Origin of the sequence: Candidatus Defluviilinea proxima (genome assembly GCA_016721115.1) — a bacterium.
GTDB classification, from domain to species: Bacteria; Chloroflexota; Anaerolineae; order Anaerolineales; family Villigracilaceae; genus Defluviilinea; species Defluviilinea proxima.
This window is the reverse complement of sequence record JADKIW010000001.1, coordinates 4936644-4960668: the sequence shown is the minus strand read 5'-3', so window position 1 is coordinate 4960668 and position 24025 is coordinate 4936644. Positions and strand designations below refer to the sequence as shown.

Sequence of the window (24025 nt, the reverse complement as noted above, 5' to 3'; positions counted from 1 at the left end):
ATCTTTACGACCCAAAGTAAGTCTTACAAGAAAATACCCTCAAAATGAGCCGCTCATAGGGCGGGTTTATTCGACACTCTCTATTACCATCGCAACGGAGCATTTATGAACGCTGAACAAGCATGGCAATCAGTACTTGGACAACTTCAAATGGAAATGCCACGCGCCTCCTTCGATACATGGGTTCGGGATACCAAGCCCGTTTCCTATAATGAAGGAACCCTCACCATCGGGGTACGCAATGCATATGCCCGAGATTGGCTTGAAAGCCGTCTCGCAAGTACCGTGAACCGTTTGCTTGTCGGCATTCTTAATTCCACTGTGGACGTGAGCTTTATCGTTCATGGAAATGAAATCGAGCGGATCGTGGACGAGGCGCCTTCTTCTATTCGAGAAGCCTCGATTCAGGCCGCCCCGAAGGCTGTTGATTCTTACGAAGCGCCTTCCCGTAACTCACGCATGAATCCGCGCTATATTTTTGACGCGTTCGTCGTGGGTTCTGGCAATCGTTTGGCGCATGCGGCCTGTCTTGCGGTCGCTGAGAAGCCTGCACGTGCCTACAATCCGCTTTTCTTGTATGGGGGAGTGGGACTCGGCAAGACCCATTTGCTTCACGCCATCGGGAATGCCTGTCAGATGCGTGGTTTGCAGGTCTTGTATGTGTCTTCTGAAGAATTCACGAACGATCTGATCACTGCCATCCGCACGCACACCACCCAGGCTTTTCGTGAGAAGTATCGTTCAATGGATGTGCTTCTGGTGGACGATATTCAGTTCATTGCCGGCAAGGAATCCACGCAGGAAGAGTTTTTCCATACCTTCAATACGCTTCACGGACAGGATAAGCAGATCATTGTTTCTTCTGACCGCCCGCCCAAGGCCTTGATCACGCTCGAAGAACGCCTGCGCTCCCGCTTTGAGTGGGGGTTGACTGCTGATATCCAACCGCCTGACCTTGAAACCCGCCTTGCGATCCTTCGCACAAAGGCGGAACGGACAGGACGCAATGTGCCCAATGAAGTGTTGGGCTTGATCGCTGAACGCGTGCAATCAAATATCCGTGAGTTGGAAGGCGCTTTAAACCGTATTCTCGCGTTTGCTGATTTAAGCGGCTCGTCCCTGACGCCTGACCTTGTGGAAGTGGCCCTTGCGGACCTGCTTCCGCAACGCAGTGATGTGGAGCCCGAAAAGATCATCGAGTTGGTAGCCAGAGAGTGGCAGACCACGGTTGACCTGCTCCTCGGGCGTGACCGCTCCCAAAAGATCGCTCAGCCGCGTCAGGTTGCCATGTACCTTTTGCGCAAAGAGACGAATGCATCTCTTCCACAGATCGGTGAGGCGCTTGGTGGACGTGACCACACCACTGTCATGTATGCCATCGAAAAGATCGCCAACGAGATCGAAACAAAAACAGATTTGCGAAGGCGGGTGGTAAGTGTCAAACAGCAGTTATATGGTCAGGCCGCTGTGATTTAGTGAGTTCCATTGCCCCGAAGAAGTTCGGGGCTTTTTTTATGAGTGTAGGAAAAGGTGGCTCGGACAGAAGCAAATTTCGGTTAAGAACGAGGCGTGAGTCCCAAAATCCTGTGTTATACTGTGGGCCGTGGCGCTCAAAGCGCCACACATCTTGCCTAGGACGGGCAATAAGCGTCCTTGAGTGGGTTATCAATTCCCACTAAACTCATTCTGTCTCACGCCACTTTGTGCGCGTTGGAAGGCAGAGTTGTAAGGAGAAAAATGGCTGTTATTTCTATGAAAGCCCTGCTTGAGAGCGGTGTTCACTTTGGGCACCGAACCAATAAGTGGGACCCCCGTATGAAACCGTACATCTTCACAGAGCGTAACGGTATTCACATCATTGACCTGCAACAGACTTCGAAGTTGTTGAACCAGGCCTACAATGTGATTCGTGACACTGTGGCCGCTGGCGGTACCATTCTGTTCGTCGGCACCAAGCGCCAGGCGCAGGAAACGATCGCTGAAGAGGCTGTCCGCTGCGGTATGCCTTTTGTGACCGAGCGCTGGATGGGTGGTATTCTCACGAACTGGAATACGATGCACGCCCGCGTTCAGGAAATGGAACGCCTTGAGAAGATGCGCGATAACAGTGAGCTCGGACACCTGACCAAGAAGGAAGGTTTGTTGGTTGGGCGCGAGATCATTCGTTTGCAGACTCGTTTGGAAGGCTTGCGCACCATGAAGCGCCGCCCTGACCTGCTGTTCATCATCGATGTAGGTCGTGAGTATTCCGCTGTGCATGAAGCCAACTTGCTCAACATCCCGATCGTTGCTTTGGTGGATACAAACTGCAACCCCCAAAACGTGGACTATGTGATTCCTTCCAATGATGACGCGATCCGCGCCATCAAGCTGTTGGTCGCCAAAATCGCTGATGCGGTTCTTGAAGGCAAAGCCTCCCGCAAGGATGACGAGATGGAAGCCAGAGATCAGGCGCTGGAAGCTCCTGCAGAGAAGTCTGCTCGCAAGCCTGCCCGCCGTGTTGAACTTAATGAAGAATTAGAAGAAGGCGATCTGCTCGGTCAATCCACACTGGCCAAGTTGAACGCTACACATGATGAAACTACTGTCGCTGGGACAGATGCCCCTGCTGCTGAGTAACAGGAACAAAGAAGGAATAGTTCGATGGAAATCACGACTGAAATGATCAAAGAATTGCGCGCCGCTACCAATGCAGGCGTGCTGGATTGCCGTAAGGCACTGACCGAAGCTGGCGGTGACTATCAAAAGGCTGTGGATTGGCTCCGCGAAAAAGGCATGGCCACTGCGGCCAAGCGCGCTGACCGCGATGCTTCACAAGGCGTTGTAGAACTGTACTCACATGGCGGTGGCCGCGTGGGTGTGATGGTCGAAGTGAACTGCGAGACCGACTTTGTGGCGCGTTCAGAGAAGTTCCGCGAATTGGCTCACGAACTTGCCTTACAGATCGCCGCATCTGCGCCTCGCTACCTCAAGGCTGAGGATATCCCTGCTTCTGTTTTGGAACATGAATCGGAAATTGCCCGTACTCGTGCAAAAGAGGAAGGCAAGCCCGAAGCCATTCATGAGAAGATCGTTCAGGGCAGGCTTGAGAAGTTCAAGGATGAGGTCGTGCTTTCCCGTCAGGCTTACATCCGCGATGAATCTGTCACTGTGGAGAAGTTGATCCTTCAAGCAGTGGCCGCCATCGGCGAGAACATAATTGTGCGCCGCTTCCAGCGATGGGAGCTAGGCGAAAGTTTGGATAATTAATCGAAATGACCAACCTTCGGGTTGGTCATTTTTATAAACCGCCCTGTTGATGGGTGGCATACAATCAAAGGAGAGATATGAGTCAATTCAAATATAAACGTATTCTCTTGAAGTTGAGTGGTGAGGCAATGGGCGGCGAAGCGGGCTTTGGCATCGACGTGGACGAGGCCGAAGCCATTGCCAAGCGCATCAAGGACGTCCATGAGACTGGACTGGAAATTGCCGTTGTGATCGGGGCTGGTAACCTGTGGCGCGGCAAACAGGGCTTGGAACGCGGTATGGACCGTTCCACAGCCGATTATATGGGCATGTTGGCTACAGTGATGAATGCCATGGCCTTGATGGATGCCCTCGAACGAGATGGCGTGTATACGCGTGTGATGTCGGCCATTGAGATGCGAGCTATTGCTGAGCCGTATATTCGTCGTCGTGCCACCCGTCACCTTGAAAAGGGACGTGTGGTCATCTTTGGCGCCGGGACGGGGAATCCGTTCTTTTCGACCGATACAGCCGCCGCTTTACGTGCGACCGAGATCGATGCGGAAGTGGTCATTAAGGCCACAAAAGTGGATGGCGTGTACGACTCTGATCCGAAGAAAAATCCGAATGCTGTAAAGTTTGATGAACTGAAATATATTGATGTGATCAATCGCGGTTTGGAAGTGATGGACAAGACCGCTGTCATTCATTGTATGGAAAATAAGATCCCCATTCTGGTTGTCAACCTGTGGGATCCGAATGCCCTTTTATCTGCACTCCGGGGTGAGGCTGTAGGAACCATCGTCCGCGATTAGGATGGGTCGTGTGTTACTGCCAACAGGAGAGGCCCAGCCTCTCCTGTTTTTATCCCTGAGAGTCTCTCATGTTTTGCCAAAGGCTCTCAGAGCAAGCGGCTTACATGGCAATTTTCATGGTTTTGGTGTATCCTTAACATCAACATAACTTTCAAATTTCAGGAGACTGTGGTGATAAAAGATTTGCTCAACGATGCTGAATCCAGAATGAAAGGGGCGCTTTCTGCATTAAATAATGATCTGGCGGCCATTCGCACTGGGCGCGCCAGCCCCACCTTGGTTGAACGATTGATGGTTGAATATTATGGGACGCCCACGGCCCTGCAACAACTGGCTTCGATCAGCGTTCCTGAACCGCGTTCGTTGATGATCAAACCGTTCGATGCCTCCACGATCAAGACGATCGAAAAAGCGATTCAATCCTCGGACTTGGGCCTGAATCCCAACAACGATGGCAAAGTCATCCACCTCAACTTGCCTCCGCTCACGGAAGAGCGCCGCCGTGACCTTGTGAAACAGATGCACCATCGCCTTGAAGAAGCCCGCATCGCTGTCCGCAACATCCGCAGGGATGTACACAACGACATGCGCGAATTTGAAAAGGAAAAACTCGTTTCAGAGGATGATTTGGAACGTGGCGAAGAAGCCCTTCAGAAACTGACCGATAAGTACGTGGAAGAAGTCGCTGAACACGGCAAGAAAAAAGAAGCAGAAATCATGGAAGTGTAAGCGGGCTCACGCACCGCATACACGGTCTTATTGTTAATGCCAACCTCCTCCAATACCATTCCCGCAGATAAGCTTCCACGCCACGTTGCCATGATTATGGATGGCAACGGGCGTTGGGCGCTTTCACGCGGCCTGCCTCGTCTGGCAGGTCATAAAGCCGGTACAGAGAACCTGCGCCGTGTTATTAGCTCAACTGTAGAGTTCGGGGTCAAGTACCTCACCATTTATGCCTTTTCCACTGAGAATTGGGGACGCCCCATGGAAGAGGTGCGCGGACTTATGTCTATTCTTGAAGATGTGATCGACAAGGAACTGGCTGAGTTGAGCAAAGAAGGCGTGCAGTTACGTCATATCGGCCGTTTGGAGCGCCTGGCTCCCAAGCTTCAAAAGAAGGTGCTCTCTGCGATAGAGTCGACAAAGAACAACGACCGCTTAATCTTGAATATTGCGTTCAACTATGGCGGGCGCGATGAGATCGTCAATGCCATTCAGAAGATCATCAACGATGGTATTCCTGCCGAGAACGTGACCGATGAGCTGGTAAATAATTATCTGTACACTGCGGGCGTGCCTGACCCCGATCTCATTATTCGTACATCGGGCGAGTTGCGGGTGAGCAACTTCCTCATCTGGCAGGCCGCTTATTCAGAATGGTACGTGACACCTACGTATTGGCCAGACTTTGACAAGGAAGAATATCGCCGTGCGCTGGAAACCTTTGCCCAACGTGACCGCCGGTATGGAAAAGTCTCATCGAATGAGTATGAGGCTTCGAATGCCTAGGCGTATCATGACCGCTTTGGCGATGGGTGTTGTGGGGTTGCCCGCGATCATTTACGGCGGGGTGTTTTACTATTTGCTGATGGGGACATTTTTGGTCGGCGGGGCGTGGGAATACGTCCGCTTGTACCGGGCGGTTAAACACGAACCAAATGAAATGGTCACCGTTGGAGGCGTGCTTGTGCTAGTCACTGCACGCTTCTTTTTTGCCGATGTCGCGATTCCCATCTTTGTCGGTTTGATCCTTCTGGCAATGACAGTCCACCTCATTGCCTTTGAGCGCGGACGCGATCAAGCCGCCCTTGATTTTGGTATCACGGTGGCGGGTATTGTGTATATCGGCTGGCTCGGCTCGTACTTGCTGGACCTGCGTTTGCTTATCAACAATGAATTAGGCTTGTGGTGGCTTATGCTTATCCTACCGCTTGTGTGGGCGGCGGATACGGGCGGATATTCAATCGGTTCGGTCTATGGCAAACATAAGATGGCGCCGCGTCTCAGCCCCAAGAAAAGCTGGGAAGGATACTTCGCGGGCATCTTTACATCTGTGATCGTTGGTGCGTTCTTTGCGTATGCTTTTTCTTCGATGCAAACGGGACCGCAACCTTTACATGGATTGATCAACCCTTTGCAGGGAGCCTTGCTAGGACTTGCCATCGGCGCGCTGGCGCCATTGGGCGATCTTGGTGAGAGTATGTTGAAACGTCAGAGTGGAATGAAAGACTCGAGTAATATTTTCCCCGGGCACGGCGGTTTTCTTGACCGCATCGACTCGTGGATATGGGGAGTGGCAATCGGTTATTTTCTGATCCAATATCTCATCCTGTAACGGAGGCGTATGGGCATCAAGAACGACCCCACTCGAAACCTGGCACTTGAACTTGCACGTGTGACAGAGGCGGCTGCGTTGGCCTCTGGTCGCTTTATGGGGCGCGGAGATAAAGAGGCGGCGGATCAGGCCGCAGTGAATGCGATGCGGATCGTCCTCCAAACCGTGGATATGAATGGGATCATTGTGATCGGGGAGGGGGAGAAGGATAACGCTCCGATGTTGTACAACGGGGAAAATGTAGGAAACGGTTCAAGCCCCGATGTGGATGTTGCGGTGGACCCCATTGACGGGACTCGCCCTTTGGCCTTTGGCCGCTCGAATGCACTGGCAACAGTTGCCATTGCCCCACGTGGGACGATGTTCAACCCCGGTCCATTTGTGTATATGAACAAGCTTGCTGTGGGGCCAGAAGCAAAAGGCAAGATCAATATTGAAAGACCCATTACTGAAAACCTCAAAGCGATAGCGAAAGCCAAACACAAGGACGTGGAAGATTTGACGACCATTGTTCTGGATAGGCCGCGTCATGATGATGTCATTGCTGAGATTCGTAAAGCGGGCGCACGCATTCGCTCGATCCCTGATGGAGATGTAGCCGCGGCATTGATGACCGCCTGGCCTGATTCCGGCGTGGACGTTTTGATCGGTATCGGTGGCACGCCCGAAGGTGTCATTGCCGCTTGTGCATTGCGCGCCATGGGTGGTGAGATACAGGGAAAGTTATATGCGCGCGATGAAGATGAATTGCGACGTGGTCACGAAGCAGGGTATGACTTTGATAAGATCCTCACAATGAATGACCTTGTGTCATCGGAGGATGTCTTCTTTGCGGCAACAGGTATCACCGATGGTGAATTGCTGAAAGGCGTTCGTTATTTCGGTAATAGTGCCAGCACGGACTCACTTGTGGTGCGCGGCATGACGGGCACTGTGAGGCAGATCACTGCCACACATCAAGTTGACAAATTGCGGCAGTTGAGCGCGATCAAGTATTAATATAGTACTTGTGCAGGTTCATCTAGCCACAGAGCGCACTGAGCCCTTTGAGAAAAAGCTCTTAAAACTCATTCTCTCTGTGATCTCTGTGGCAAAAAGAGCTGAGCAGAAATCTCATTAAAAATTGATTTTCCCCGCTTGACACCTCTATCCCTTAAGGTATAATCTCGGTCGCCTTCCTCGATAGCTCAATCGGCAGAGCGAGCGGCTGTTAACCGCTAGGTTCCTGGTTCGAGTCCAGGTCGAGGAGCTTTTCAAGAAAAAAAGTGCCTTTCGTCATTGTGCGAAAGGCACTTTTTGTTTTATAGTGAGGGAAAAGTAAGGTGTGTTAGCATTATGGTTGGGATTAGATGAAAGTATTAGAAAGGAAAATGAGAAGTGGAATCGACCAAAAAGGTAGATTGGATTCTCTCAAAGAGAATAGCGGAAATTCTTGACGCTCGACTAGGAGAATGCCTTGCTAATGCAGTAAGAGCTTTTTTGGACTATCCTGAAATCCTTCCACCAGATGCTATTTTTATTGAGGGTGTTTATAACTATGGGGGACAATTCAGTCCTCACACATGGTTAGAGACCACCAATAATATTATTGAACTATCCCTTATTTATGATACAAACCTAGCATTGCGGAACCATGTACAATATTATCCAATTCAATCACGAGACAAAACTGAAATAAAAAAGATATATGGAGATAAGCCTCGTCAGCCTGGCTCAAGTCTCATGATGAAAATTGACTTTGATGATGAAAGAGTCGTCAAGCTTCTAAGTGAAGTAGATACACCGCCAGAACTCAAGCATTTTTCTTGATGTTTTAGGTGCTTCTAACCTTGGTCTTGAAAGGATACCAAACATGGAAGTGAAATTTTGCCCAAAGTGCGGAGCTTCTGTTCCAGAAAACTCTAATTTTTGTTTGTTATGTGGAATAAACTTGTCAATATCAACCTCTTCCCCAGCAGTAAGCATTGCCCAAACAATAAAACCTATTGATCTTGAAGTCTCCACTGCAAGAATGAAGAGCTATACTGGAATTGCTGTGTTTGTTTTCTTCTTGTATTTCTTTTTCTTTTTCCCTGGTCTTATCGTGAATTACATTTACGTTCAGGAAGCCAAGAAAATGGAAGAAAAAGCAGGTACGCGGCTACCAGGTGTAAATATTCTAAACATAATGCTTCAAATAGGTTCTTTCGCAATCGTTATCACTCTTTGCCTTATTGTAGCCATTGTTGTTTATGTTTTTTCATAATGAGTTCTAATAAAATTGCTTTTCAACAAAGGCACACCTGACTTGTGAAAATTACATCCCAAAAAGAAGTTGTTCTATCATCGAAAATTTTTCGCCAAATCGGCTTTGCCTTATTCTGCCTGAAGGCAGGCAGTGCCGTTGTTGGCTTACCATTCAATAGCTTATGATTGATTCAGTAATTTGGAAAGAGAAATTAGGGCAAGATGTCCGAGCCTTAAGAAAAAGGCTTAATCAACATTATTGGCCAGAGAGGTCAATTGTTTTATTTGAGCGAGAATTGATGCTGACTTTTTTTAGCATTCGAGCATTGATTGAAGCAGGAAAACTTACTGACCGAACAAGTCAGAGAAAGTATAAGTTCATTACTTATCCTAACAAAGGAAAAATTGTAGATGACTACACTAAATATGATATTGACGAAATATTCGAGCTGAATTCGGGAGTAGAGAAGGAACTGTCCCTCAAATTACTAACTCACCAGTTTGTTCATGCTTATGTAATTTTCACGGAATTCTCGGAAGAAGGCAATGCTATTGGAGTTTTACTATGCTCCGATTGGGAAAAAAAGAATGTTCTGATACGACTTCCTATTAGGAAGGCAATCAAGATTATTGAGGATGTCATCGCAGACAAAGTAAGCTCTATGCACTTTGAACGTAACGAGAAAACTGGGGAATTACGGAAAGTCAAAATATTTTGAGGGTTATATAGAATAAATCCGAAATATTCTTCACCAAGACTTGACTCTAAATCCACTCGATAGGTTGAATAGTTTTTCAACAAACAAAATTGCCTTCAGTCAAAAGCTGAAGGCAATTTTGTTTTGTACATCTGTTGATAGACATTAACTTCCTACCCCTTAATCAACGACTCCGTTTGCAGCGCAATTTCCAACTCCTCATTCGTAGCGACGATCAATATCTTGGCTGAACTATCCGCCGTTTGAATTTCGGTCACTTTGCCCGATTTGCCTTTTGCGTTCTTGGCAGTGTCGAGAGCGTATCCCAGGTTTTCGAGACCTGCACAAACAGCTTCCCGAACCTTGTCGCTGTTTTCGCCAACGCCTGCGGTAAAGACGAGCGCATCCACGCGCCCGAGCGCGGCGGTGTACATGCCGATATATTTCTTGATGCGATACGTGTACATCTCGAAAGCCAATTTAGCTGACTCGTCACCCTCGTCCATGCGGCGTTCCACGTCACGCAGATCGTTATCGCCGCAGATGCCGAGCAGTCCGCTTCGTTTGTTGAGCATTCCATCGATCTCAGCGGGGGAGAGGTTCTGCGACTTGGCAAGATGGAAGATGACTGCCGGGTCCACGTCACCACTGCGTGTGCCCATGATGAGTCCGGGCAGGGGACTGAATCCCATGGATGTATCCACGGATTTGCCCCCAGCAATGGCTGTGATGCTGGCTCCGTTCCCCAAGTGGGCTGTGATCAGGTTTGTGCTTTCAAGGGGCTTGCCGAGATGCTCTGCCGCGACTTTCGAGACATACAAATGTGACGTGCCGTGAAATCCATACACACGGATATGATCCTCGTCATAAAACTTGTTTGGGATGGCATAACGATAGGCATACGCTGGCATGGTCTGGTGAAAGGCCGTATCAAAGACAGCGACCTGTGTGGCGTTGGGGAACATTTCCATGGCCACACGGATCCCTGCAACATTGGCCGGGTTATGGAGCGGAGCCAACGAGGAAAGAGCATCGATTGCGCCGAGGATTTCCTGATCGAGGACAGTTGGATGGCTGAATTTTTCTCCGCCATGCACAACGCGATGTCCCACTGCGCGAATTTCATCCGGCGATGCGATCACGCCGATCTCAGGGTCGAGCAATAGTTGAACAACATCCGTGAGTCCCTCTTTATGGGAAGGGATGCGAGCTTCCTTGACCGTGGGTTTTGCATCGGCTTTGACGAAGTTATTATGTTTGATACGCCCGTTTGTTTCCCCAATGCGTTCCACCAAACCACCAGCCAGCACGGTTTGGGTTTCCATATTGAATAGCTGGTATTTGATCGAAGAGCTTCCGGCGTTGATAACAAGGATTTTCATATCGGATCAACCCTTCTGTGCCTGAATGGCTGTGATGGTTACGGTGTTGATGATGTCTTCCACGGTGCATCCGCGGCTCAGATCGTTGACGGGTTTGTTGAGTCCCTGCAACACGGGGCCAATGGCGATGGCTCCCGTTTCTCTTTGCACGGCTTTGTATGTGTTGTTACCGGTGTTGAGATCGGGGAAGATGAATACAGTGGCTTGCCCCGCAACTTTGGAGCCGGGCATCTTTTGTGCGGCCACTTCCTTTGAAACAGCGGCGTCGTATTGCATCGGTCCTTCCAAGATCAAGTCTGGGCGGCGGGACTGCGCGATCTCGGTGGCCTTACGCACTTTTTCGACTTCTTCGCCGGTACCGGATTTCCCTGTGGAGTAGGACAACATCGCGACGCGCGGCTCTATTCCAAACGTTTTGGCTGTATCAGCAGACGAGATGGCGATTTCTGCCAGTTGCTCTGCTGTGGGGTTCGGGTTGATCGCGCAATCTCCATAGACCAGAACGCGGTCGTCCAATGCCATAAAGAACACGGATGAAACGACGGAAAAGCCCGGTTTTGTTTTCACAAATTGAAGGGAAGGGAGAATCGTATGAGCCGTCGTGTGGACCGCGCCGGAGACCATTCCATCCGCATCTCCCTTGAAGACCATCATCGTCCCAAAGTAAGAAACATCTGTCATCAGGTCACGTGCCATTTCGAGCGTGAGACCTTTATGCTTGCGAAGCTCATACAAAGCTTGTGCGTATTCATCCAGCTTATAGGGCGCTTGCGGGTCAATGATCGGGTGACGGGATGTGTCGATGTGTTTCAATCCCAACTGGTGAATGAGGTCTTGCACTTGTTTGGGGTTACCGAGAAAGGTCAAGTCCACCACATCGCGGCTGAGCAATTGGTCGGCCGCGCGGAGGATGCGTTCATCCGTTGCTTCGGGAAGGACGATGCGCTGTTTATTGGCTCTGGCATTTTGCACAAGATTGAAGATGAACATCTTCGGCGTGATACCCCGAGGTTGCACTCGTCCCAACAGGTTGTCAAGAATGGCCAGGTCGATATGCTCTTCGAACAACTTCAAGCCCAACTCGATCTTCTTTGGATTGTCCGCTGTGATATACGAGCGCAGGTCCGTTGCTTTTGTAGCGGTTTCGTACGTGGGGCATTTGACCAAAAGGATAGGGAATAGGTCGGGTAGCCCATCGATCAAGCGAAGGACAGAGGCAGGCGGGCGCAAGTCACCGGTGAGGATGATGCCCGATAAACGCGGATAGTTGCGGGATTGGTGAGCCTGGATCGCGCTGAGCAGAATATCATCCTGATCGCCTGCAGTAATGAGCAGGGCATTTTCTTTGAGATGAAGCAAGTAATTCCGCACGTTCATTGAGATGATTAGGTAATGATAGGCCAGGTTACCGAGAAATTCTTCTCCATACAGAACTTCAGCATCCAGTTGTTCGGCCACTTCACGGATCGTTGGACTGCTGAGACGTTCATCGGCAGGGATGACGGAGATGAACGTGTTCTGGTCGTTCAGGTATTCAGGCAGTGAGGTTCTCAATGTGTTCAAGTTTTCCGGGTCCACGCGGTTGACGATCAGCCCGGCGACCTCGCATCCAGCGTGGATAAACGTGTCGTACGCCACACGGATCGCATTCTGAACTTCCGAGACCTTGCGCATGTCGCCACGGCTCACGATCAGGACCGGTGAGCCCAGATTCTTTGCAATTTGTGCGTTGAGGTCCACGCCAAAGGCGCTTTCTTCGCTTTCAAAATCCGAACCAATGATCAAGATGAAATCGAACTGGGACTCTAACTCTTTGTACTTCTGGATGACCGTATCAATGATGACATCCATTTGGCCCTGCCCCAATAGGGAGGCGGCATCTTGTTCATAAAATGCGAAAGTATCCTCGTAATTTATTTTGAGACCAAATTGTTGAATAAGCAGGTTGATATTTTTATCCCGATCCGTGGAATTCACTTTCTGATTGATGATCGGGCGAAAAACTCCAACACGGCCTGTTTTGCGGAGCAATAAGTTGCAAATCCCAAGGGAAACCATGGATTTTCCGCACCGCGGTTCAATGGTGGTAATGTATAACGAGCTAGTCATATATATGTGCGCCTCTTTATTCGATTTTGAGATTAACCCAATTTTTTGTAGTCACTTAGCCTCTTAATTTACGCCTATTGGGTCTAGTTTGTTAGTGGTGAAAATCATACATTTAATGAGTTTTACCTGATTTGTCATATGATAAATATCATAATGTTGTATAGGGGAATTTTACATCCAGACCCTGTTTTTATCCGTTTGGGTAAGGGATGGGTAATACGGTCTCAAGAAACAGAAATATCTTATAACAGAGCTGATGGTTTCTGTGAGTTGCCACATTCTTGCAGAACATCATAGCTTGTGTGAGCCGTTGCCAGTGGATAGTCGTATAATATTTTCAAGTCTACCAAAGGAGATGCATATGCAATCATTCATCTTTAGTGACGCTGTCCGATTCAAACTATTGACGCAACAGGATGATACGAGCGCCAAAGTACAAGTATTCGTTGGCGTGTTCCTGGGTGTGATCTTGCGTTGGATCTACAGCGTGGCCGTGGAAGCCATCAAGAGTCAGTCACCTTGGGTGTTCGGCGTCTGGTACATTATTCTGGCGCGCATTGTCGTTGCCCTGGTGACAACCTTGTTTGTGTTCTCGGGGTATTGGCAGAAGGCAAAGGATATGCCTTCCAGTTTACGGTTTTGGAATTCACTGGCCTATGGGATTTCGATCGATGCTCTTGTTGGGCCGTGGATGAGTTGATCTCAATTCATCGGACAACAAAGAGAGAAGCATACGCTTCTCTCTTTGTTGTTTACTCACTTTTGGTTTCACTGCTTTTTGTTTCAGTTGCGGCAGGTTTGCTTTCTTCCTTCGCGGCTTTGCTCTTGTGCGAAGTGTCTCCTGACGGCGACTTGTGGTCAGTGGCATAGAACCCCGAACCTTTGAATACGATCTTGGTGGGGGTGATGACTTTTCTTAATTTTTTCTTGCGGCATTCCGGGCATGTTTTCAATGGTTCATCATGGAAGGATTGATGTTTCTCGAATTGCACACCACATGCGTCACAACGATAAGTATATACGGGCATCTTCTTTCTCCTTGCTAATCAACAGCACGGCATTATAGCCCGCCGATGGGGGCATGACAAGGGAAGTCACATAAGAGTTCTGTTAGCGGATGACGCTATCGTATTTCATAATAACTGTGTGATACATCTGGACTCGCGCGATTCTTTCTCCCTTTGGGCTGGTCACTGTTACGATAACTTGACCCTGATGGATGCCTGGCCTTGAAACCATGTCATCCCTTCAGAATCTCATTCTCTTATATGTTGTGTAATTACGGGCTGGGTGTTCGTGACGGTATTGGGCTGGGAGTGGGTGTATCTGCCGGTAAAAAGGAGGTGTCTCCTACCCACGGCAGAAAGCGAGTGAATGTTTTCGCGTCTTCGTTCCCTTTGATCTCAGCACGTTGTAGGTTGTAAAGATTCCACGTTCCCTGTGCGGGGGAATATCCGCTGGCGCCCATGGCTCCGATGTATCCAGCGAACTTGATGTAGTCTATGGCGGCGTCGTTATACAAGCCGAAAGGATAGGCAAAGGTCAATACAGGAACGCCAAGTTTGTCTTCCAAAAATGCGCGCGACTCGACGATCTCATAGCGAAGCGCATCTGGTTCGAGCTTGGTCAGGTCGAGGTGGTTCATGCTGTGACTTCCCACCTCCCAGCCAGCGTTGTGCATTTCAAGGATTTGGTCTACATCCATGTAGCCTTGAGCGCCGATGTAATTTCCGACGAGGTACAACACGCCAGTGAACCCATATTTTTGCATGATCGGGAAGGCGTTTGTGTAGTTATCGAGATTGCCGTCATCTATCGTAAGCAAGAACGGACGGGGCGGCAGGCTGGCTCCGTTGTTGATCGCTTCGATCAGCATTGAGGTTGTGATGCTTGTATAGCCCCAATCGTGCAACAGCTTCATTTGCGCTTCGAACTTTTCAGGTCGCACGTAATATCGGCTGTCTATCGGTGAAATGTCAATGCGGTGATAGAGGATCACTGGAACCGTAATATCGCCCGGGCCTTGCACGATCCATGCTTCGGTTGGGGTGGGGGATGGTAGGGGAGTAAAAGTCTCAGTGGGGGTAAAGCTCGGTTGAACGGTGGCAGTGACCGTTGGTGGCAGAGGCGTTGTTGACGGTGTGGCGAAAGGTGTGGGAGGAAGAGAAGTTCCTCCATTGCAGGATGCCAATAGAAAAATAATCCCCAAAGATGCTATAAAAATTTTCTTCATTCAGTTCCTATAAGGGATGGTTGATGTCCCACAGAAGCCGCAGGCCATCGAGGGTGAGCCAGGGAGCGATGATCTGGATCACATCAGTTTCCTGTGCCACGATGGTAGCAAGCCCGCCTGTGGCAATCACTTTCATGTTGGGGCCGAGTTCTTTGCGGAAACGTTCGACCATGCCTTCGACCATGCTGACATATCCGAAGAGCAGGCCTGCTTGCATGGCGTGTGTTGTGTTTCGTCCGATAACGGATGGCGGACGTTGGAGATCGATGCGTGGAAGTTTTGCGGCATGGGTAAAGAGCGCTTCGGTGGCAAGTGTGATGCCCGCTGTGATCGCGCCGCCAAGATATTCACCATCTCTTGTGATGGCGTTGAAGGTTGTGGCTGTGCCGAAGTCGATCACACAGGCAGGGCCTTTGTAAAGATACAAGACAGCAACGGCATCTGCGATGCGGTCGGCGCCAACGGTTTTAGGGTCTTCATATTTCACTTTGATGCCGGTCTTGATGCCTACATCCACCACAAAAGGTTCCTGATTAAGGTATTCACGGCAAGCTTGTATCACGCGGCTGGTGATTTGTGGCACTACCGATGCAAGGCAGACGCCTGTCAAATCTTTTGCGGTATGGTTTGCATTTTGTAGAAGGCCCTGAAACTGCAGACCATATTCATCCGGCATGCGGGCGTGATCGGTGGCAAGCCGCCAATGTGCAACCATGTTGTTATCGTCGTATAGGCCGAGCGTGATGTTCGTGTTTCCAATGTCAATGGTAAGAAGCATAAAGGACCCTGTGTAATAAAAAGAGGAACGGCTTCTGGATTTTACCACTCGTTCCTCTTTCACCTTATTGGATTTCTGCTACCCCACCGCTTCGATGATCTCAGCGACCATATCGTACTTGTGGAATTGCGGCATGATATAGGCGCCTCCTGCCCAACCTTTGAGCTGGTTCACCAACTCAACAGCGACCTCCACCCCGGCTTTGGCTCCGTTCTCGCCCGCCGCTTCGATACGCTTCAACATTCCTTCCGGGATCGTAATGCCAGGTACCTCATGATGTAGGAAGTTCGCGTGTCTCACACTGACCAGAGGCAAGATGCCAGCAAGAATGGGCTTATCCAGTCTGCCGTGTTTTGCTTCGTAAGCTTCGAGTAGTTTTGGCCCGTCGTCCGGATGATAGACAGGTTGTGTGAGGAAAAAGTCGGCACCTGCTTTGATCTTGCGATGCAGGTTCTTGATCTCATTATCCATATCGGGCGGGCATAAATTCAAAGCGGCACCGACAAAGAAATTGGTAGGTTGTCCGATGGATGTGCCTGAATGGTCAAGACCTTCGTTGAATCCCTGCTTGATGAGTTTGATCAAGCCGGATGGCACGAGATCGTAGTTATCCATTGCTTCGGGGTAATCCCCGATCGAAGTTGGGTCGCCCATCACAACGAATACATTGCGAATGCCAAGTGCATGTGCGGCAAGCAAGTCACCTTGTACGCGCAGAAGATTACGTCCACGAGTGGGGAAGTGGAGCGTCGACTCTACACCTACCTGACGTTGCACCACATCACACACTGCCCACGCGGACATTCTCATGCGGGCCATCGGAGAATCAGCGACGTTGATCACGTCCGCGCCAGCGTCGGCTAAGAGAGAAGCGCCCGCCAGTAATTTGTGGGTTGAAAGTCCGCGCGGCGGATCCATTTCAACGGCGATGGCGAATCCACCATTGTTCAATTTTTGTGCGAACTGGGTGGGCTGTTCCTTTTCGGTTTCAGCAAGTTCCTCTTGCGGCAGGATTTCAATATGCGACTGATCGATGGGCGGGTTTGTATCAAGGGCTTTGCGCATGGTGGCGATGTGTTGCGGGGTCGTCCCACAACATCCACCAACAATGCACGCGCCCGCATCGCGGAACGAAAGTGCATACTCGCCAAAGTAGTCGGCGTCTGCAGGGTACATAATGCGTCCGCCAACTTGTTCGGGCCAGCCTGCATTTGGCTTCACCCAAAACTTCGCGGAGCGATCGGGCACAGCCTGTTTCATTTGCTTTAGAATTCGCAAAAGTTGTGCAGGCCCGCCGGAGCAATTCACGCCGATCATATCTGCGCCTGTCTCATGGAGAGTCCGGGCCACTTTGGCTGGATTATCCCCAAGCAATGTACGGTCATCGCGTGTAAACGTGACCGACGCAACGACAGGCAGGTCGCATACATTTCGTGTTGCCTTGATCGCCTCGCGGATCTCATATAGATCACTGAACGTTTCGATCAGGATCAAATCTGCACCTGCATCTGCCAATGCCTGAATCTGCTCCGCAAACGCCTCACGCGCCTCCTCCAACTGGACTCGCCCATAGGGGGCGATCCTTACCCCAAGCGGACCTACATCCCCGGCAATCAACACATCCTTGAACGACGCGGCAATGACACGTTTGGCCAACTCCACGCCTTTGTGATTGATCTCTTTGACATCTTCCTGCAAACCGTGTTTTGTGAGTTTGAAACGGTTCGCGCCGAAGGTGTTGGTAATGACCAACTGTGCTCCCGCCTCGATATACGTGCGGTGGATCTCTGCCACTGCAGAAGGATTGGTGATATTCAGTTCATCGAAACATTTATCGAATCCCACACCGCGCGCATGGAGCATGGTACCCATTGCACCATCGGCGAGCAGAGTTTGAGAGGAAAGTAATTCTAAAAATTTGTTTGTCAAGTTTGTTGTTATCTCATCAACTGCTCAACGCGTGATTCACCTACGCTGTAATACTTCGCCTGTGGGTGATGGACAATGATCGCTGCCGTGGATTGTTCAGGAATCAACTGATAGGAAGGCGATAATGTGATACCGAGTTCTTTCTCGACAGCGGGTAGCAACTCCCAAACTTTTTGATGATCTTCCAACTCAGGGATTGCGGGATAGCCCCACGAGTAGCGTTTACCTTGCCCTTCAGGGATACCCATTTCGCGGCGGACATGTTCGTGCAAGTAATTTGCAGTTGCTTCTGCGGCTTGGACGGCGAGTCCGTGTGTGAAGTAGGCTTCGGTGTAATCGTTGGCGGCTTGGAGCTTATCGAATTTTTCGGAGGCTTCCTGCCCAACGGTGACAACCTGGAAGGCTACCACATCCATTTGCCCAGACTCGACCGATGCATAGTAATCAGATAATGCGAGATGCTCATCGTATGGTTGACGCGGGAAGTTGAAGCGAGTTAGAACTTCATCGAGATTCTCTGGATTGTAGACGATGAGATTGTCACCCTCAGCCTGACAGGGGAAGAGGCCGTAAACGCCTTGTGGATTGAGCCACTTGTAGCGCATGGCATCGCGCTTCATCGTATTGAGGCGCGCATCGAATTCGGCTTTGAGTTTGGTCCATTCCTCTCCGTGTGTGTTCTTGGCACCCCACGAGAGGCGATAAAGTTCGTTGATATTGAGATGTTGAAGCACCATTTCGAGTGGCATGTTCTTGACAACGCGCATACCGAACTTGGAAGGTGAGAGTGTAAGAGGTGCAGGGACAATATTGGAACGTTCGAAAGTTTGAACACTGGTAGGTTTAGCGCTGGCGCGTCCGAGTTCCATATCCGCTTCTTTGCGGACTTGTTCGAGGAGCGCGGGTTTCCGATTGGTATCGATCAACTGATCCATCGTCTCGAGACCTTCGAAGGCATCTTTACAATAGAAGACACCCGGGTCGTAGAAATCGCCACCTTCGGTTTGGAGGATTCGACGTCCGAAGCGACGATTGATTGCGGCACCGCCAATGAGCACAGGGATTTTGTGTCCGCGGCGTTGGAGTTCGTTGACGATGAGCGGCATTTGCTTGGATGTGGACACGAGCAACGCGGATAAACCAATCGCAGTAGCGTTTGCTTCGACAGCTTTGGTGATAATTGTTTCCGCAGGGACCTGCTTGCCAAGGTCAATGACGGTGTAGCCGTTGTTGGCGAGAATCGTTTTGACGAGGTTCTTGCCGATATCATGCACGTCGCCGTAGACCGTAGCGATGACGACTGTGCCTTTTGTGACGCCTTCGACTTTTTCAAGATAATTCTCGAGATGTGAGACGGTCTTCTTCATTACCTCAGCGGATTGAAGCACGAAGGGCAGGATCAATTCACCCGCCCCGAATTTGTCACCGACTTCTTTCATGGCGGGGAGGAGGGTGTTGTTCAAGGTATGAACGGCAACCTCATGGGTCGTAGGGACGGGCAGCTGCCCGTCCCTACTTCGGTTGATGATCTCATCAATATCTGCCTCGACGCCTTCTTTCTTGCGGTGGACGATCTTCCAGTGCAGGCGTTGTTCGGGGGTCATGCCTTCGGTGGGATCGGCAAGAGTTGACTCGGTTGTTGGAGTGACGTTTTCGTAGTGTTCGATATACCGTTGAAGTGCATCTGCGCGGCGGTTGAAGATGAGATCTTCGCAGAGTTCTTTTTCTTCGGCAGGGATGTCGGCATAGGCGGTAACGTGCGCTGGATTGACGATTGCCATATCCAATCCTGCTTGCACGCAGTGATACAACATGACCGAGTTCAAAGCGGGGCGGGCTTGCGGCGCAAAACCAAACGACAAATTGCTCACGCCAAGCGAAGCCATCACACCAGGCAGTTCTTGTTTGATGAGTCGAATGCCCTCGATGGTTTCAATGGCAGAGTCGACAAATTCCTGGTCGCCTGTGGCGAGGGTGAAGGTCAAAGCGTCGTAGACCAAGTCTTCAGGCTTGAGACCAAATTCGTTGACGGCGACATCGTATATGCGTTTGGCGACTTCGAGTTTCCGTTCACGGGTCTTTGCCATGCCGTTTTCGTCAATGGTCATGATGATGACCGCGGCATTATGTGCTTTTGCCAATGCAAAAACTTTATCGGCTTTGGTACGACCTGCTTCGAAATGAGTCGAGTTGATGAGACATCGCCCAGGTGCGGTCTGGAGCGCAACTTCGAGAACATCAAGTTCGGTGGTGTCGATCACCAATGGAACATCCACGCCCATCTCAAGTTTCTTTACGACCTTGCGCATGAGCTCGGCTTCATCGGCGCGTTCGGTGACAGCGCAGGAGATGTCGAGGGCGTGCGCACCAAAGTCCACTTGTTCGCGGGCGATCTCCAAAATCGAGTCGTAATCTTCTTCGAGCAGGAGTCGCTTGAATTTGCGTGAGCCTTGGGCGTTGAGTCGTTCGCCGAGCAGGGTGGGCGGGGGATCTTGTCGCATGGCAATCGCTGACATGGCAGAGGCAAGCTGAGGCGTAGATTGAAGCGGTCGCTTGGGAGGCGGAGTCTGATTCAGCTTGTCCACAAGCAACTTAAGATGAGTCGGCGTCGTGCCACAACATCCACCCACAACAGAAATATTATGCTTGGTCACAAATTCGTAGAGGTCATTCGCAAACGGTTCGGGCTCGAGCGGATAAACAGCTTGTCCATCAACGTTCAACGGAAGACCTGCATTCGGAATACATGACACAGGCAATGTGGAATTTTCGCCGAGGATGCGGATGGGCTCGCGCATGTGTTCGGGTCCCGTGGAACAGTTGAGACCGATGACATCGATGCCCATGCCTTCGAGGATGGCGAGCGAGGCGTTGATGTCGGTGCCGAGCAACATGCGACCCGTCGTATCAAGCGTGACCTGAGCCTGAATCGGCAAATAGACTTGAGTCTCGTCGAAAGCCTTGTGGATGCCGATGATGGCGGCTTTGACTTCGAGAATGTCCTGCGATGTTTCGATGAGGATGACATCCACGCCGCCTTTGATGAGACCAACAGCTTGTTCACGGAAAGTATCCACGAGTTCGTCAAAGCTGACGTTGGAAAGCTCGGGGTCGTTGGTGGAGGGGAGCTTGCCACTTGGACCAATCGAACCTGCTACAAACCGAGGATGACCATTGACCATTGACCGTTGACCATCAGTGGTCGATGGTCTATCGGCTACGGTCGAGTATTCGTCTGCCAATCGACGCGCTAATCTTGCAGCGGTCTCATTTATTTCAATTACCCTGTCTTGCAATCCGTATTCCTTCATCGTGATGCGGTTGGAACGGAAGGTATCCGTTTCGAGCACATCCACACCGACTTCAAGAAACGAGCGATGGACTTTTTCCACGGCTTGCGGATACGAGATGACGAGATAGTCGTTGCATCCGTTGTATTGTTCGCCGCCGAAATGTTCAGCAGTGAGGTTTTGCAGTTGCAGGCTAGTCCCCATCGCGCCATCGAAAACGAGGACTTTCTTTTCGAGTGCGTCGAGGTATTTTCTGTTTGTATATTTTTTATTCATATTGCTCCTGTAATTATTAGCAGTCATATATATTTTCTGTATTCTTCCATTCTATATCTTCACCAGTAATACACTTCCACCTGTATCCCCACCATTTAATTTCCCAAATATCATTTTCAAAGACAAAATCTATTCGACTTTCAGTTTGAACATCGATATATGGGTCCGTCACAATGACAGTCATAATATTTCGGTCTCGGGGAGCTGGAACCGCAAGATTATTGTTTCTTAAAATATCACTGTTTACAGCCGCAACGATTACGTTGTCTATGTAAAAATAATCTTGACCAGCAGATTGCGTAAGTATATGTAAAGATATCTCTATTGGACTTTGAGCTATTGTGTCATTTGTCAATATTAAGTATTGATAATGATAGCAAATAGCACTCCATGTTTCTCCTGCGTCAACCAATTGATACAGACTACGCTCGGGAATTTGAGGAATGTTAGATAGAAACCAATTTTCTGCGATTTTCTCAAGATCCGTCGTGGGTGTTTGTGTCCAAGAGTAACATGGTAAGGGAGTTACTGTAATTGTTGGAGTCGTGGGTACGGAAGTTGAAGTACTAAATGGCTGTGGTGTAATAGTGTCCGCCATTGTTTCTGGAGAAGCGGTAAGAGTTGATCGTCCACAGCCCGCTGAAAGGATAGTAACAATCAACAAAGTAAATTTTAGGATGGATTGTATGTAATGTTTATTCATGATTTGCCTCTGTCATAGAGACATCCAATCCTTTAAAATCGTTCCAGTTCAAACTTTCAATCCTTGCACATCTTCCAGCGCGGGGTGGGTGCGTGGGTCATGCCCGCCCGACGTTTAACCGTCGGGCTATTCTACGAAGCCCACTAAAGCGGACTCTCACTTCTAATGGAGGAAGAAAAATCATTTTCAACTTTGAACATCCAACGCTTTCCTGAAAAACTCTGTCAAACGTTTTGTATATTCTTTCGGGTCTTGCAGAATAGCGCCGCCATGAACGCCGTTGGGTAGTTCCCATAATTCTTTGGGTTCCTGCGCGGCTTTAAAAAACAGGCGGTTGAAGTATATGTCATTTGCGCCGCTGGCGATCAATAGAACGGGTCGAGGTGCAAGTTTGCCGATCACTTCTAAAACACCCAAGTCCTTTCCGCCGATCATGAACTCGTAAAGACGATAATATAACCAATTGGCTGGGTAATGTATCCAGCGGATCAAAGAGTCAGGCTTGCCGCCGTGGTCGCTGAAAATCATTGGGCCGAGTCCTTCCAAAACCAGAGCACGGATCTTGTCCGTTTTCAGGGCGGCGCGCAGGGCGGCTTGTGCACCCAATGAAATACCGAAGACGCCGATCTTGTCTCCGTGCACATCCAAGCGTGTTTGCAAGTAATCCACGGCGCCTGCAACATCGTCCGCTTCGCGAAGTCCATATGTGGATATGTCACCGTCACTGCTTCCATGAGCACGCAGGTCGATCATGAAGACTCCATAACCGGCGTTGACGAGGAATTCCGCGTACACCAGCATGTCATTGTTTGCGCTTCCCAGTCCGTGGACTAGGATGATCGTCGCATGATTTCGGGCTGGGATGAAACGTCCGAACAGAGTCAGCCCATCGCGCGATTTGAACGTCAATTCTCGAAACTCCAACTTGGTCACGGCCATCCAGCCGAAGCGTCTATTTGGGTGGGCGAAATGGAACGCTCGCCTACATGAATTAAGGAAGAACCAAAGTAACAAAGCTGTGATCCAATAGATTGGATGCCTTATTGCGTAGCCGGCAGACATCAAAAGAGCAATGAAGATGGCCCAGAGTAGCATGGAATTTCGATAGTAGCGCCAACTTTTTGGATACATTGAATCCTACTTTACATCAGGCGGCAGAGTTGCCTTCCCAGCGGGAGACATCCTGCCTTCGGCGATCATCTTGCGGGCACGGTCCTTGTTCGTGTTCGTCCAGTTCGATTTTGGCTTGCGCGGGGAGAAGCGCAAAGCAAAGCGTTCCTCATCCATGCCTTTCTCCATGCTATCGATCCATCCAAAACAGATGGCTTCCTCCACCGCCTCCACGTAGTCAAGAGACGGTTTCTTCGTGACTTTCTTATAACGAATCAACCAGATCTCTTTCTTGGCTTGGTGATTTGCTATCAGCCATTTGCGAAAGTCGTCACGGGTTGTTACGTAAAGTGTCTCTCCGATTTGCATAGGATGTTATTCTCCGTACCAGATATCCTGGCCTACACATACAGGTCGTTCATCTTCGTGTGAGACTGAATACCGAAAATGAAAAAGGATCATTGTGATGTTAACTTCACCAGGCGGGAAATGATCGTTCTCCGTAACAACAAGACCAAAACATTGATGTGATACAGGGCGCACACCGAAGGTCCCTGCCACGGCTCCTGCAAAGTAAATGATTGCAGGTTGTAACTGTGTAAGAAGCAACATGGCTGACACAATGATCGAAGTAATGATGAACGACTTTTTCATTCCCATTCACCTTTGTAGTATGAACCTATGAATGATAATAAAATCGCCTCTCATTATGAGAGGCGACACGCAGAGCGTATATCATCTCTCATCTCCCAGACACATATGGTCTGCCGAAGTTGGCACCGTCGTTAGCGGTTGCCGAAGCGTCACAGGGTCGGTCCCTCAGCTTCTCTGGATGAGTAAATCCGTAAGTTGTTTGGGGTTTATATCATGGCGTGGGGGTGATGTCAAATAAAAATTACTTGACATTTAT

At 49.7% G+C, this 24025-nt stretch carries 23 protein-coding genes, 1 tRNA gene and 1 riboswitch; of the genes, 13 read left to right on the top strand and 11 right to left on the bottom strand.

Annotated features, from left to right (window positions below):
- The first annotated feature begins 105 nt into the window (after positions 1-105).
- From dnaA to IPP66_23105, 12 genes are all read left to right on the top strand, one after another.
- A complete protein-coding gene (dnaA, locus tag IPP66_23160; protein MBK9928177.1) occupies positions 106-1476 on the top strand; it encodes a chromosomal replication initiator protein DnaA in 1371 nt (456 codons plus the stop codon).
- A 261-nt stretch (positions 1477-1737) separates the two neighbouring features.
- Positions 1738-2619 (top strand): 30S ribosomal protein S2, encoded by an 882-nt coding sequence (gene rpsB, locus IPP66_23155; protein ID MBK9928176.1) that lies wholly within the window; start codon positions 1738-1740, stop codon positions 2617-2619.
- A gap of 24 nt (positions 2620-2643) precedes the next feature.
- Positions 2644-3249, top strand: coding sequence for a translation elongation factor Ts (gene tsf / locus IPP66_23150; protein MBK9928175.1), 606 nt, complete (start codon positions 2644-2646; stop codon positions 3247-3249).
- A gap of 77 nt (positions 3250-3326) precedes the next feature.
- The gene (locus IPP66_23145; protein ID MBK9928174.1) at positions 3327-4043 is read left to right on the top strand and encodes a UMP kinase; all 717 of its coding nucleotides are present in this window, start codon (positions 3327-3329) and stop codon (positions 4041-4043) included.
- A gap of 174 nt (positions 4044-4217) precedes the next feature.
- Complete coding sequence (gene frr / locus IPP66_23140; GenBank protein MBK9928173.1) at positions 4218-4772, top strand: ribosome recycling factor; 555 nt, start codon at positions 4218-4220, stop codon at positions 4770-4772.
- 36 nt (positions 4773-4808) lie between these two features.
- The gene (locus tag IPP66_23135) at positions 4809-5555 is read left to right on the top strand and encodes an isoprenyl transferase (GenBank protein MBK9928172.1); all 747 of its coding nucleotides are present in this window, start codon (positions 4809-4811) and stop codon (positions 5553-5555) included.
- Complete coding sequence (locus tag IPP66_23130) at positions 5548-6381, top strand: phosphatidate cytidylyltransferase (GenBank protein ID MBK9928171.1); 834 nt, start codon at positions 5548-5550, stop codon at positions 6379-6381. Before IPP66_23135 ends, IPP66_23130 begins: the two co-directional genes overlap by 8 nt.
- A gap of 9 nt (positions 6382-6390) precedes the next feature.
- On the top strand, positions 6391-7380 hold the full coding sequence (gene glpX / locus IPP66_23125) for a class II fructose-bisphosphatase (GenBank protein MBK9928170.1): 990 nt from the start codon (positions 6391-6393) through the stop codon (positions 7378-7380).
- A 177-nt stretch (positions 7381-7557) separates the two neighbouring features.
- A tRNA-Asn gene (locus IPP66_23120) sits at positions 7558-7630 on the top strand.
- A 128-nt stretch (positions 7631-7758) separates the two neighbouring features.
- Positions 7759-8190, top strand: a complete 432-nt coding sequence (locus tag IPP66_23115; protein MBK9928169.1) for a hypothetical protein — start codon at positions 7759-7761, stop codon at positions 8188-8190.
- Between the two features lie 43 nt (positions 8191-8233).
- Positions 8234-8626, top strand: a complete 393-nt coding sequence (locus IPP66_23110; GenBank protein ID MBK9928168.1) for a zinc ribbon domain-containing protein — start codon at positions 8234-8236, stop codon at positions 8624-8626.
- Between the two features lie 163 nt (positions 8627-8789).
- Positions 8790-9326, top strand: coding sequence for a hypothetical protein (locus IPP66_23105; GenBank protein ID MBK9928167.1), 537 nt, complete (start codon positions 8790-8792; stop codon positions 9324-9326).
- Between the two features lie 152 nt (positions 9327-9478).
- On the opposite strand, the gene IPP66_23100 is transcribed toward IPP66_23105, so the two are convergent.
- The gene (locus IPP66_23100) at positions 9479-10687 is read right to left on the bottom strand and encodes an acetate kinase (protein MBK9928166.1); all 1209 of its coding nucleotides are present in this window, start codon (positions 10685-10687) and stop codon (positions 9479-9481) included.
- Between the two features lie 6 nt (positions 10688-10693).
- Positions 10694-12796 carry a phosphate acetyltransferase gene (gene pta, locus IPP66_23095; GenBank protein MBK9928165.1) on the bottom strand — a complete coding sequence of 701 codons (2103 nt, stop codon included), beginning with the start codon at positions 12794-12796 and terminating at the stop codon, positions 10694-10696.
- A 361-nt stretch (positions 12797-13157) separates the two neighbouring features.
- Here pta and IPP66_23090 point away from each other — a divergent pair, with 361 nt between their 5' ends.
- On the top strand, positions 13158-13496 hold the full coding sequence (locus tag IPP66_23090; protein MBK9928164.1) for a hypothetical protein: 339 nt from the start codon (positions 13158-13160) through the stop codon (positions 13494-13496).
- A gap of 52 nt (positions 13497-13548) precedes the next feature.
- Here the strand turns inward: IPP66_23090 and IPP66_23085 are convergent, their stop codons facing one another.
- The 9 genes from IPP66_23085 to IPP66_23045 form a co-directional block, all read right to left on the bottom strand.
- Positions 13549-13824 carry a zinc ribbon domain-containing protein gene (locus tag IPP66_23085; protein ID MBK9928163.1) on the bottom strand — a complete coding sequence of 92 codons (276 nt, stop codon included), beginning with the start codon at positions 13822-13824 and terminating at the stop codon, positions 13549-13551.
- A gap of 251 nt (positions 13825-14075) precedes the next feature.
- On the bottom strand, positions 14076-15029 hold the full coding sequence (locus IPP66_23080) for a polysaccharide deacetylase family protein (GenBank protein ID MBK9928162.1): 954 nt from the start codon (positions 15027-15029) through the stop codon (positions 14076-14078).
- A 7-nt stretch (positions 15030-15036) separates the two neighbouring features.
- Positions 15037-15807: a type III pantothenate kinase gene (locus IPP66_23075; GenBank protein MBK9928161.1), complete on the bottom strand. Its 771-nt coding sequence runs from the start codon at positions 15805-15807 to the stop codon at positions 15037-15039.
- 78 nt (positions 15808-15885) lie between these two features.
- Positions 15886-17736 carry a bifunctional homocysteine S-methyltransferase/methylenetetrahydrofolate reductase gene (locus IPP66_23070; GenBank protein ID MBK9928160.1) on the bottom strand — a complete coding sequence of 617 codons (1851 nt, stop codon included), beginning with the start codon at positions 17734-17736 and terminating at the stop codon, positions 15886-15888.
- Between the two features lie 8 nt (positions 17737-17744).
- Positions 17745-21302 carry a methionine synthase gene (gene metH, locus IPP66_23065; GenBank protein MBK9928159.1) on the bottom strand — a complete coding sequence of 1186 codons (3558 nt, stop codon included), beginning with the start codon at positions 21300-21302 and terminating at the stop codon, positions 17745-17747.
- Positions 21303-21318: 16 nt separating this feature from the next.
- Complete coding sequence (locus tag IPP66_23060) at positions 21319-22005, bottom strand: hypothetical protein (GenBank protein MBK9928158.1); 687 nt, start codon at positions 22003-22005, stop codon at positions 21319-21321.
- A 186-nt stretch (positions 22006-22191) separates the two neighbouring features.
- Positions 22192-23136, bottom strand: a complete 945-nt coding sequence (locus IPP66_23055; protein MBK9928157.1) for an alpha/beta fold hydrolase — start codon at positions 23134-23136, stop codon at positions 22192-22194.
- Between the two features lie 6 nt (positions 23137-23142).
- On the bottom strand, positions 23143-23484 hold the full coding sequence (locus IPP66_23050) for a hypothetical protein (protein MBK9928156.1): 342 nt from the start codon (positions 23482-23484) through the stop codon (positions 23143-23145).
- Positions 23485-23490: 6 nt separating this feature from the next.
- Positions 23491-23769, bottom strand: coding sequence for a hypothetical protein (locus IPP66_23045; protein ID MBK9928155.1), 279 nt, complete (start codon positions 23767-23769; stop codon positions 23491-23493).
- 85 nt (positions 23770-23854) lie between these two features.
- Positions 23855-23954: riboswitch (SAM riboswitch) on the bottom strand.
- Between the last annotated feature and the right edge of the window lie 71 nt (positions 23955-24025).

Excerpts from the sequence above, each read along its gene's own strand:
- rpsB (MBK9928176.1), top strand. The coding sequence starts at position 1,738 with ATGGCTGTTATTTCTATGAAAGCCCTGCTTGAGAGCGGTGTTCACTTT.
- IPP66_23130 (MBK9928171.1), top strand. The coding sequence starts at position 5,548 with ATGCCTAGGCGTATCATGACCGCTTTGGCGATGGGTGTTGTGGGGTTG.
- dnaA (MBK9928177.1), top strand. The coding sequence starts at position 106 with ATGAACGCTGAACAAGCATGGCAATCAGTACTTGGACAACTTCAAATG.
- IPP66_23100 (MBK9928166.1), bottom strand. The coding sequence starts at position 10,687 with ATGAAAATCCTTGTTATCAACGCCGGAAGCTCTTCGATCAAATACCAG.
- IPP66_23145 (MBK9928174.1), top strand. The coding sequence starts at position 3,327 with ATGAGTCAATTCAAATATAAACGTATTCTCTTGAAGTTGAGTGGTGAG.
- IPP66_23075 (MBK9928161.1), bottom strand. The coding sequence starts at position 15,807 with ATGCTTCTTACCATTGACATTGGAAACACGAACATCACGCTCGGCCTA.
- IPP66_23060 (MBK9928158.1), bottom strand. The coding sequence starts at position 22,005 with ATGAATAAACATTACATACAATCCATCCTAAAATTTACTTTGTTGATT.
- metH (MBK9928159.1), bottom strand. The coding sequence starts at position 21,302 with ATGAATAAAAAATATACAAACAGAAAATACCTCGACGCACTCGAAAAG.
- IPP66_23135 (MBK9928172.1), top strand. The coding sequence starts at position 4,809 with ATGCCAACCTCCTCCAATACCATTCCCGCAGATAAGCTTCCACGCCAC.
- IPP66_23090 (MBK9928164.1), top strand. The coding sequence starts at position 13,158 with ATGCAATCATTCATCTTTAGTGACGCTGTCCGATTCAAACTATTGACG.
- IPP66_23085 (MBK9928163.1), bottom strand. The coding sequence starts at position 13,824 with ATGCCCGTATATACTTATCGTTGTGACGCATGTGGTGTGCAATTCGAG.
- glpX (MBK9928170.1), top strand. The coding sequence starts at position 6,391 with ATGGGCATCAAGAACGACCCCACTCGAAACCTGGCACTTGAACTTGCA.
- IPP66_23055 (MBK9928157.1), bottom strand. The coding sequence starts at position 23,136 with ATGTATCCAAAAAGTTGGCGCTACTATCGAAATTCCATGCTACTCTGG.
- IPP66_23110 (MBK9928168.1), top strand. The coding sequence starts at position 8,234 with ATGGAAGTGAAATTTTGCCCAAAGTGCGGAGCTTCTGTTCCAGAAAAC.
- IPP66_23080 (MBK9928162.1), bottom strand. The coding sequence starts at position 15,029 with ATGAAGAAAATTTTTATAGCATCTTTGGGGATTATTTTTCTATTGGCA.
- IPP66_23050 (MBK9928156.1), bottom strand. The coding sequence starts at position 23,484 with ATGCAAATCGGAGAGACACTTTACGTAACAACCCGTGACGACTTTCGC.
- IPP66_23045 (MBK9928155.1), bottom strand. The coding sequence starts at position 23,769 with ATGAAAAAGTCGTTCATCATTACTTCGATCATTGTGTCAGCCATGTTG.
- IPP66_23105 (MBK9928167.1), top strand. The coding sequence starts at position 8,790 with ATGATTGATTCAGTAATTTGGAAAGAGAAATTAGGGCAAGATGTCCGA.
- tsf (MBK9928175.1), top strand. The coding sequence starts at position 2,644 with ATGGAAATCACGACTGAAATGATCAAAGAATTGCGCGCCGCTACCAAT.
- pta (MBK9928165.1), bottom strand. The coding sequence starts at position 12,796 with ATGACTAGCTCGTTATACATTACCACCATTGAACCGCGGTGCGGAAAA.